Consider the following 9675-nt stretch of genomic DNA (forward strand, 5'->3'; position numbering starts at 1 on the left):
CGGGCCTTCCATCGGTCGGCGTCAGGCGGACATGAGCGATCCACTGAGCCAGGCGGCGACCTCGTCCAGTCCGACTTTTCCCAGCGCCAGCCACACGGCCCGGACCAGTTCGGGGCGCTCGCGGAGCGCCTCGTGCGACGACCGGACGGCCATTCCGGACCAACGATCAAGATCATCATTTGTGTACGCGGCCCGCGGAGTCCCGGCCTCGTCGTGCAGGTAGGGGTCGTCGCCGCCCTCGCGCAGCGCCCGGTGCACGAGTGTGAGGCGCTCGCTGCTCGCCAACCGCCGCCCGGCGCTCGGCCGGAGCTCGGCCGCCACGCCCGCCGGCGGTGGCCGGCCCTGCTGCCAGGCGGCCACCAGCTCGGCCACGGTGTCCGCGCCGACGACCAGGTTGCTCAGCCGCCACCGGGCGGTGTGCTCGGCGTTGGCGGCGGCGGCGAGCCAGGCCACCCGGGGCTCGACGGCGTCGCCCGCCCAGCCGGCCATCTCGTCGCGCATGACCTGCGCCAACCGGGTGCCGGGGGCGGTGAGACGACCGCTGGCCAGCAGGGTCTCCGCGGCCGAGCCGACGGCGGGGCGCCAGCGGGCGAACTCGAACTCGGCGAGTCGCCCCCGAAGCTCCGCCGGCCCGCCACCTGCCGGCCGAGCTCCGGAGGCGCCCGGGCCCGATCGCTGGAGCGGGATCCGGGCGGCGGCCTCGGTGCGCCAGAAGCGGGTCACCGACTGGTAGGCGTAGGCGCCGTGCAACAGGCCGGACAGCGGGCGCGGATCGTCGCGCCACGGCGAACAGACCCGTGCGCCACCCGAGGCGACCAGGTCGAACAGGGTGCCGATGGCGTTAAGCAGGCTGTGCTGGCACTCGTGCAGCAGGCCCACCGCGAACGAGCGCGGGTCGGCGGGGGTGGAGATGGCCACCGCGCCGAACGCCTCGGCCGAGGTGGCGCTCAGGCCGTTCGAGCCGGGGTCGGGCTCCACCGGCACGATCACCCGCAGGGTCGCGGCCAGCACCTCGGCCGCCGACCGATGGCGGATGGTCAGGAGCTCCCACGCCGAGGAGAGCAGGCGCTGCCACTGCGCCACCTCCTCCGGCGTGAGCTGTCGGGAAGGTGCCAGGCCCAGGTGCGAGCGGAGCGGGTCGGTGTCCTCCAGGCGCACCCGGAGCGTCCGGCCGTCGTGGGTGGCGGTCAGCAGATGACCGGCGGCGACCCGGGCCGATGGGGGAGCGGCGCCCGCGCGGAGTGCCGCCAGGCTCACCGAGGTGTGCAGCGCGGCCATCGGGTCGTACAGCTGGAGGGGGTCGGGGATGGGGCCGCCCAGCTTGCGGATCTCGCTCAGCAGAAGCAGATGGCGGCTGGCCTGCGCCCGGCGCAGGACGCCGACGGTGGCGGGCGACGGGCGGCCGGCGGCGAGCTCCCCGAAGGCGGTGTCAGTCAGCCGAAAGGTCTTCATGGCGCCGGTCCTCATCGGGCCCGGAACTCACAGCGCCGAGTTGAAGCCGGCGATCGGCTCGCTGGGCTCGGTGCGCTCGGCGGACAGTCGGCGCATCGCCCTGACCAGGGCCGAGTCACCCTCCTGAGCGGCCAGCTCGTCGAGGGACAGGCCGGAGACATCGACCATGGGCGAGCGCCATTCGGCGGTGCCGTCCTCGGTGGTCCGGTCCACGACACCCTCTCTCCCGGTTGGCGGTGTCAATCAATGTATTGCCTTGAGGTTACGGTGGTCGCCGAAGCGGGTGGTGCCCGGGCGACGTCCGGCCGGGTACAGATGCCGTCGTTGCGTACCCGTGATCTCATAGGACGCCAACAGCATGAAAGTCGGCAACGGAGGACAAAACTGTGCCGGGTGGAAATCTCGCGGATCGGCTCGCGGCGCTCAGCGCGTCCGCGACCGGCGACGACGGTGTGGTCACGGTGACCGTGGCCGGGTCCGGTGTCGTGACCGAGTTGCAGCTCGACGACCGCGCGCAGCGGTTGAGTGCCGCAACGCTCTCGAACGAGATCCTGCGGACCATGCGCCGCGCTCAAGCATCGTTGAATCAGGAGGTGGCGGTGACTGTCGAGGAAACCGTCGGGGCCGACACCGAGGTCGGTCGCGCGATGCTCGACACGCTGATCCGCGCCGAGCCGGAGCAGCCGGCCATGCCGGTGATGCCGTTCCCGTCGTTCCAGAACGTGCCGACCCTGCCGCAGCAGGCGCCCGGCAACGGCTTCGAGAGTGGCAGGGACAGCCGTGCCCGGTGATTTCCCGCAGCTTCCCCGGCGTGGCCCGGCCCCCGCGGTCGATCAGATGAGCAATGCCGATCTGGCCCGCATGGTCGAGGCGGAGCACCCCTACCGGGGGAAGGCGCTGTTCGAGCTCTGTGACCGGATCGCGCTCGACGACGACGCGGCCACCAAGGTGGCGATGCTGAGCAGGCTGTCGTCGCTGCGGAAGGCGCGGCTCTTCGATCGGGTCTCATTGGCCTGGTCGGGGATAATCGCGCTGCTCGCGGCCGAGACGGAGCACTCCCGGCAGGCGGCGTACGAGGCGTTCGGCGCACTCGACTCGGAGGAACGGCGGGACATGCTCGATTACCTCGAGGTGTCCGCGATCGAGGAGGCCCACCCGCGCATCGCGTGAGCGGGCCTCACATGGTCAGGCTTCTACTCGGACTTCTTTGTTTCGGAAGGCCACCCGGTCTCGTACGGCCTTGGCATCCGGCTTGGGCTCCGGGTAGAACCAGACCGCGTCGGGGGCGAGGTGCCCGTTCGATGAGAGCGAGTAATACGACGCCTTGCCCTTCCAGGGGCAGACGCTGTGGGTTTCCGAGGGCAGCAGCACTTCGTCGCGCACTGACGTGCGTGGGAAGTAATAGTTGCCCTCGACAACCACGGTGTCGTCGCTCTCCGCGATAACTTCGTCGTTCCAGATGGCCTTCGGCATACGTCCGAACGTAGCGCGCGCCGCGTTCGACGTCCGATATGCGAACGTATATCGCTATCGTGGGTGAAACGTAGCGATCGTCCCCACATTGTGGCGTCAGTGTAAGAAGATCTAGAGTCAATCCCGCCAGACCCCCGATCCGAGAGCGGCCCGGTGAACCATCTGAGCACGCTACCGACCACCGGTGAGCAGGCACGCCACGCGCTGCTCCTGCTCGGCGTGCCCGCCGGCGCCCGGCTTGTGGTCGACGTGCACATGGCGTTCTTCGACGGCGACCTCTCGATGGCCGGCCTGGCCCAGCTGATGCGGGGCGGGGCGGCGGGCGGGTTGTGCGCGGCCCTCGGGCTCGAGCTGAGCGTGGTTCCCGGCCTGGTCGCGCTGGCCACGTGGCCGCTCGACCGGCGCATCGTCACCCCCGCCCAGCGGCGGGCCGACGAGCTGGCCATGATCGTTCGGGTGGCCGAGTTCGCGGCGATGCGCCCGGGGCAGGCCGCGGCCCGGCTCCTGCGGGAGCTGGCTCATCGCGTACCGGATGGGGCGGAAGCAGTTGATCTGGCCGACGCGGCGCGTGCGGCGCTGACGTCGCCGCAGCTCATCGCGTCGATCGCGGCGGAGGCGGAACTCCGGGCGGAAGCCGTGTCGCGGGCCGCCCGGCTCGACCCGCGGCAGCAGCTCTTCGGCCTGCCGAGCGTGCCCCACCAGCGAGGACCGGAGTGAACCGGATAGATCGGCTGCGCGGTCCGGGCCCGGCGAAGAGGCACAATGCGCGAACTCTGGCGGCGCTGACCGGCAATCCCGGCTGCGCCCGGCGCTCGGTGCTGGACGCGGCCGGCGTCGACAAGGTCGCCCTCGCCACCCGGATCGGTTTTGCCGGAAATTTCGGGCAGTCGCGGTTTGCGCTGGCCCGGGGCAACGCGTTCGAGGCGATGCTGAAGGCGGACGATTGCGAGTTGCTGCGGTCGGTGCTGGACGTCGGGGTCGTCGGCTATCAGGATCTCGGCGAGGACGCGGACGACACGCTCGGCGCCCGGCACGGGCGCACCCGGGAGCTGCTGGCGTCGGCGACATCGGCGCTGATCGACCATCCGCTGCTCACCCTGTCGATCGCCGGCCAGACGGTCTATCTCGAGCCCGACCTGATCGCCTTCCAGAGCGAGGGCCGCCTGCGGGTCGTCGAGATCAAGTCGTTCGCGATCGTCGACGGCCAGGCCGACTCGGCCAAGGTCGCGGCGGCGGCGGTGCAGGCAGCGGTCTACGTTCTCGCCCTGCGCGAGCTGCTCGGCGCGGACCGGGTCAGCCACGAGGTGGTGCTGGTCTGTCCCGAGAATTTCTCGCTGCAGCCGGTCGCGGTCGTGCTGGACGTGCGCAAACAGCTCTCCACGCTGCGCCGTCAGCTCTCTCGCCTGTCGTCGGTCTCGGCGCTGATCGACGCCCTGCCCGACTCGGTGTCGTTCGACCTTGCCCTGCCGCCCGCCGTGCTGATCGAGTCGTTGTCCGAGGTTTCTGCCCGCTACGTTCCTGAATGTCTTTCTTCGTGTGAGATGTCGATTTATTGCCGCGACGAGGCGGCGGGGACGACGGCGTCGCTCGGTCGCTCGGTGCGCGAGTCCCTCGGCGGCGTCGACACGGTCGAGCAGGCGCTGGCCCTGTCGACCGGCGCGGCTGCGCCGACCCCGAAGCAGACCGAGGCAGCGATTCTGTTGCGCACCGCGGCCCGCTTGCGCCGAGAGGCCCTCGGCCTTTCGTCCAGTCGCTCCGACGGATGAGCACGCTCGTTGCCCTGGCTCGGGCGCAGGCCTTCGCGGCCGGCCGGGCGCAGCCCATCGCCACCGTGCGCCACCTGCACGTGCACGACCACCCGTTGGTGCTGATCCCGCTGGCGATGGCCGGCGAGGCGAACGCTCCGCTCGCGGCCATGCTCGGCACCTCACCCGACCGCCCCCGCCTGCTGTTCGTGGCGCAGCCCCGCAACCGGGCGGAGCGCTTCGCCTTCGCCGCGACCCTCGCCGCCGAGTTGGTGCCCTACCTGACGTCGTTCGCGGGCGAGACCGAGGCGGTGGCGGTGGACCGCGGGCGGGACGTGCGGCACCGCTACGTCGACGCCCCGCAGATCTGGGTGCCGAACACGGGCGGCATCGACTTCCTGCGGTTGTTCGGCCGCTCGACCCGGTTCCGGCGGGTGGACGGCGATCACCCGGTGCCGCCGACCGTGCCGCTGCTCGGCCAGTGGCTGACGTTCCTGGCCGGCGCGTCCGAGGTGCCCGGCTCGTCGCTGCTGCTCAATGCGGTGCAGGCGCTGGGCCTGCACTGGGCGAGCGGGCAGAGCGGCGCCGAGGACGCCCACCTGGCGGCCCAGTTGGCGTGGATCGAATCGGGTGCGGCCGCGGCCCGCGAGGCCGAGTCGGGCCCGGTGGCCGGCCCGGCCACCGACCCCGACTTCGACAACCGGGTGCTGGCCCCGCTGATCTCCGATAGCGATCCGTCCCTGCCGGCCGTGCTGCACGACCTGCTGCTCCCGGCCTGGCAGCAGATGTGGCGGGTGCTGTCGCTGCTGCGCACGCTGCCGCCCGGCGACCGGGTGGCGCTGCGCTGGGACGGTGACCGGGACGCGTACTCCTCCTTTGTGGAGCACCTGGCCGAGAGCGGCGTTCCGCAACCCCGCCGCGACGGCGCGGTGGCCGCCGCCGCCCGCCTGCAGCGCCTGGAGAACGCGGCCGCCCGATACGCCGTTCAGCGGGCCTTCGACGACCCGCTGGTGATGGCCGAATACCGGCTGACCGGCGCGGCCTTCGTCGGCGTGGTGACCCTGGCCGCCCCCGACCGGGTGGACGACACCGGCAAGCGCCCGGTCCTGCGCCCGCGGATCATGGTCGCCACCACCGAGCCGGTGCGGGTCGAGCCGGGCGCGAACCTGACCTCCCCGGCCCGCCCCGCCCAGAAGGCCAAGGTCATTTCGATCGCCCGCACCGAGTCCGGTTGGGACGTGCTCCTGGAGCTGTCCGGCGGCATGGGCCGCAAACTGGTGGCCGAACCCGGCTCGGTCCCGCTGGCCGGCGAACAGCTCCTGCTGACCACGTTGAGCGAGGCCTACCGCCCCGGCGCGGCCTTCCCCGAGCCGGCCGAGACCCCATGGACCCATGGCGGCCCGCCGGAGCCCTTCAGCCCAGGCGAATGACCAGCATCGCGATGTCGTCGTCGCGGCGGGTCGCGGTGCTGAGAATGCGGGCGCACAGCTCGTCGGTGGCGAGGGTCGCGTTGTCCTGCAGGGCAACCCGGATCCGGCGGATGCCCTCGTCGATCAGCTTGTTCGGGTGTTCGACCAGGCCGTCGGTGTAGAGCAGCAGCGTCGAGCCGGGCAGGAGCCGGCGGCGGTGGGTGCTGCGGTCGTCCCGGGGGACCAGCCCCAGCAGCGGCTCGGGTTCCTCCCACCAGACCTCGACCTCGCCGTCCGGGCGGAGCAGGACCGGCGGCGGGTGGCCGGCGTTGGAGAAGGTCAGGTCGTAGTCCGATTCGTTCTTCCGGAGGCGGGCCAGGACCGCGGTGGCGGCGGCCGGCATGCTCAGGCCGTGCAACGCCCGGTCCAGTTGGGACAGCAGCGGGCCGGGCTCGTCATCGCGGCCGTAGGCGTCGCCCCGCACCAGGTTGCGGACCTGGCCCATCGTTGCCGCCGCCTCGATGTCGTGGCCGGAGACGTCGCCGACCGCGAGCATGACGCTGCCGTCCGGTTGGCGGAAAGCGTCGTACCAGTCGCCGCCCACGGCCGCGCCGACCTGTGCCGGCAGGTATCGGGCATGCAGCTCGATGCCGGGAATGTCGGGCAGTTGGGGCAGCATGCTGTGCTGCAGGACCTCGGCCACGTGGCGCTGCCGGCCGTAGAGGCGGCTGTTGTCGACAGCCAGCCCCGCCCGGCGGCCGATCTCGGTGGCGGTGCGCTCCTCGGCCTCGCCGAACGGGCCTCGCGCGGCGCCGTTGACCAGCATCAGCACGCCGACGGTGCGGCGGCCGACCGGCGCGGTCACCGGGGCGACCAGGTAGGAGCCGAAACCGAGCCGGGCGGCGATCTCGGCGATCTCCGCCGTGTTCAGCCGGGCTTCCAGCGATTTCGGGTCGGCGATGTCGCGGCGGATCGGGCCGGCCGCCCGCTGCACGGCCGCGACCAGGGATTTCATCTCGCGCGGCGCATCGGCGGCGAGCTGGGCGAGGCGAGCGGTCTCGGGCGCGTGCGCGGGGTCGAAATGCGCCGCCGACACGTGCCGCAGGATGCCGGACGGTTCGGCCAGCGCGACCACGCACCAGTCGGCGAGCCGGCCCGCCACCATCTCGCCGAGCCGGCCGAGCGCCTCGTCGATGTCCATCGTGGCCGACAGGGTCTCGGTCAGCTCGCCCAGCAGGGTGAGCTGGTCGTGCGCCGACTCGGCATGCCGGCGCGCCTCGTCGGCGATCTCCCGCGCGATGCGCAGCCGCAGCTCCGAGGAGCAGACCTCGCCGAGGTCGACCAGGAGCGCGATCTCGCTGGCCGTCCAGGTGCGCGGCTCGCGGTCCATGACGGCGAGGGTGCCCAGCACCTGCCCGTCCGAGTCGGTGAGAGGCACGCCGACGAACGCGATCGCCCCCAGTTCGTGAACGGCCCGGTTGTCCCGCATCAGCGGATCAACCCGGATGTCCTCGACGATCATCATCCGGCCGGCCTCGACCACGTGCCGGCTGAGCGAGTGGCTGAGCGGCATCTCCCGCACCGTGGCCAGCGGTTCCGGCAGCCCGATCTGTCCGGGCAGGAACTGCTGGTCGGCGGTCAGCACGGTAACCAGCGCGACCGGCGCGTCGACCAGGCGCTCGACGAGAACGGCGATCCGGTCGAAGGCCACGTCGGCGCGCGGACCGAGCCCAAGACGCCCGACCGCACGCAGGCGAGCCGGGTCTCCAAGAACCCCACCCGCAGCTTTCTCGACCAAGTCTCCCCGCAGCACGTCGCCCCCCGGCCGCTTCAGCTCCGCAAGGCTACCGGCTCCGCAACCTCGGATCGACCCCCCGTTCATCCCTTCCTACCTGCCTAAATCCTGGGTATGACCTCAGTTGTCCGGCGACGGGTCGTTCGCCGTGGTCACCTCGGCGCCGGCCGCGGCGGGCGCCCAGCGTTTCGTCCACTGCTCGCGCAGCGACTCGAACGCGGCGTCGTCCAACCCGTACGTCGAAACCGTCACCTCCATCCGCCCCGCGTCGTGGTCGTCGAGCGGCAGCCGGGCGGACACCACGACCAGGAAGCCGTCGCCGTCGACCGTCCATGCCACCCGCGGCCCGAACTGCTGCCACTCACCCGCGCCCTCGGCCAGCGCCAGCGCCTGCCGGCCGGTCGTCTCGCCGGTCAGGTAGAGCGTGCGCCGCCGCCCCGTCGGCCGCCGGTCGAGCAGGAACCGCAGCTGCACCAGGAACGCCCGCCAGCCCTCCTCGATCGCGTCGTAGCGTTCCGGCCCGGTCGGCCCCGAGCCGTCCCGGATCACCCGCACGGTCGCGCGGTCGTCGCCGCCGCTGACCTCGAGGTAGGACCCGTCGGCCCAGCCCATCCGCTCCGGGGCGAGCAGAGCCGCCTGGTCCACGAAGATCTGCTGGATCTCCGCGCCGAGCCCGTCGTACTCCCAGCCGAACCACTGGCGCAGCACGGCCGGCTGGGTGACGGCCTCCCAGGTCTCGTCCCGCCCGGCCGCCACCGCGACCTCCACGTCGTAAGGCTTCAAGCCTCGTCGATCCGTCATGCCCTCAATAGTGGAGTACGCCCCGACTCGGCATCGATCGGCATGCGTCGTCCCGCGGTGAGCCCGGACCGGATCGTGCGCCGCACCTCGGCCCGGCCCAGACCGGCCCGGCGCGCGGCCGCGTCGAGCTCGCGCACCACGTCGCCCTGGTCGAGCAGGCCCGCCCCGACCAGCCGGCCCAGCGCGAACGCGGCCCGGTTGAGCGTGTCGTTGCGGCTGCCCACCGGCGCGGCCGCCACCCGATCGGCCTCGGCCGTCAGCGCGGCCGTCGCGTATCGGTCGGGGTGGGCGATCGGGCGGTGCCGGGCCGACGGCGGTGGCGGGCCCTCGATCAGTGCGAGCAGCGAGGCCGGGCCGGCGGGCAGGTGGTCACCCGGCCGGCGGACCCACCGGTAGTCGCCGCCGCGGGCGTGCCGGGAGGGCGGCGCCACCACGTAACCGCCCACGCCGCGCCAGTCGAGGCCCGGCAGCAGGTGCACGCGATTGCCGAAGCCGGTCGGCCGGAACCAGAGATGCCACCCGCCGCCGCCCGTGCGCACCCGCGGGCCGGCCGGGAGGAACCCGCCGAGCAGGTGGGTGAGGCCGTGCCGGCCCTCTTCGGAGTCGATGTCGGCCACGTCCATCGCGATGCCGGTCCGCAGGCCGATGTTTGCCGACGGCCAGCGGGCCCACCACATCTCGATCTGGCGCGGGTCGGTGCTGGCGTCGGTCAGGCCGTGGCGCAGGCGGGGGTGTTTGCCGGGTCGCTCGCATCGGGCTCCTCTGTCGCAAGAACAGCCGCGCAGGTCAGGCGTGTGCAACGGCAGGACGGGGATGCCATGCCGTGCGTATGCCAACGCGGCTGTCAGTGACATTAGAACAAGCGTGCCATTTAGCGGGTTGGTGTGGGTAGTTCTGTGGATAACCCGCCGTGGCAGAGGTGGATCATTTCGATGAGGTTGTCGAGGTTGGCGTAGCCGTGGGCGCGGCGTTGGATGAGGCGGATGCCGGCGTTGATGGC

11 protein-coding genes are annotated in these 9675 nt (G+C 72.2%); 5 read left to right on the forward strand and 6 right to left on the reverse strand.

Annotated features, from left to right (window positions below):
* Positions 1-21: 21 nt before the first annotated feature.
* A complete protein-coding gene (locus AB0E90_RS42635) occupies positions 22-1452 on the reverse strand; it encodes an HEXXH motif-containing putative peptide modification protein (RefSeq protein ID WP_360418031.1) in 1431 nt (476 codons plus the stop codon).
* Positions 1453-1479: 27 nt separating this feature from the next.
* Positions 1480-1665, reverse strand: a complete 186-nt coding sequence (gene fxsA / locus AB0E90_RS42640) for an FxSxx-COOH cyclophane-containing RiPP peptide (RefSeq protein ID WP_360418032.1) — start codon at positions 1663-1665, stop codon at positions 1480-1482.
* 173 nt (positions 1666-1838) lie between these two features.
* On the opposite strand from fxsA, the gene AB0E90_RS42645 reads away from it, so the two are divergent.
* Positions 1839-2243, forward strand: coding sequence for a YbaB/EbfC family nucleoid-associated protein (locus AB0E90_RS42645; protein ID WP_360418033.1), 405 nt, complete (start codon positions 1839-1841; stop codon positions 2241-2243).
* A gap of 46 nt (positions 2244-2289) precedes the next feature.
* Complete coding sequence (locus tag AB0E90_RS42650) at positions 2290-2622, forward strand: hypothetical protein (protein WP_360418034.1); 333 nt, start codon at positions 2290-2292, stop codon at positions 2620-2622.
* A 15-nt stretch (positions 2623-2637) separates the two neighbouring features.
* On the opposite strand, the gene AB0E90_RS42655 is transcribed toward AB0E90_RS42650, so the two are convergent.
* On the reverse strand, positions 2638-2925 hold the full coding sequence (locus AB0E90_RS42655; protein WP_360418035.1) for a DUF427 domain-containing protein: 288 nt from the start codon (positions 2923-2925) through the stop codon (positions 2638-2640).
* A gap of 153 nt (positions 2926-3078) precedes the next feature.
* Here AB0E90_RS42655 and AB0E90_RS42660 point away from each other — a divergent pair, with 153 nt between their 5' ends.
* From AB0E90_RS42660 to AB0E90_RS42670, 3 genes are read left to right on the forward strand one after another with little or no spacing between them, the layout of a single operon-like run.
* Positions 3079-3642, forward strand: a complete 564-nt coding sequence (locus AB0E90_RS42660) for a hypothetical protein (protein WP_360418036.1) — start codon at positions 3079-3081, stop codon at positions 3640-3642.
* A complete protein-coding gene (locus AB0E90_RS42665; protein WP_360418037.1) occupies positions 3639-4691 on the forward strand; it encodes a hypothetical protein in 1053 nt (350 codons plus the stop codon). Before AB0E90_RS42660 ends, AB0E90_RS42665 begins: the two co-directional genes overlap by 4 nt.
* A complete protein-coding gene (locus AB0E90_RS42670) occupies positions 4688-6100 on the forward strand; it encodes a hypothetical protein (protein ID WP_360418038.1) in 1413 nt (470 codons plus the stop codon). Before AB0E90_RS42665 ends, AB0E90_RS42670 begins: the two co-directional genes overlap by 4 nt.
* On the opposite strand, the gene AB0E90_RS42675 is transcribed toward AB0E90_RS42670, so the two are convergent.
* From AB0E90_RS42675 to AB0E90_RS42685, 3 genes are all read right to left on the reverse strand, one after another.
* A complete protein-coding gene (locus AB0E90_RS42675; RefSeq protein WP_360418039.1) occupies positions 6084-7877 on the reverse strand; it encodes a SpoIIE family protein phosphatase in 1794 nt (597 codons plus the stop codon). The two genes, AB0E90_RS42670 and AB0E90_RS42675, sit on opposite strands and share 17 nt — an antisense overlap.
* A 117-nt stretch (positions 7878-7994) precedes the next feature.
* Positions 7995-8675, reverse strand: a complete 681-nt coding sequence (locus tag AB0E90_RS42680; RefSeq protein ID WP_360418040.1) for an activator of HSP90 ATPase — start codon at positions 8673-8675, stop codon at positions 7995-7997.
* On the reverse strand, positions 8672-9529 hold the full coding sequence (locus AB0E90_RS42685; RefSeq protein WP_360418041.1) for a bifunctional DNA primase/polymerase: 858 nt from the start codon (positions 9527-9529) through the stop codon (positions 8672-8674). Before AB0E90_RS42685 ends, AB0E90_RS42680 begins: the two co-directional genes overlap by 4 nt.
* Positions 9530-9675 lie beyond the last annotated feature (146 nt).

Source organism: Actinoplanes sp. NPDC026619 (assembly GCF_040638295.1).
Classification (GTDB): domain Bacteria; phylum Actinomycetota; class Actinomycetes; order Mycobacteriales; family Micromonosporaceae; genus Actinoplanes.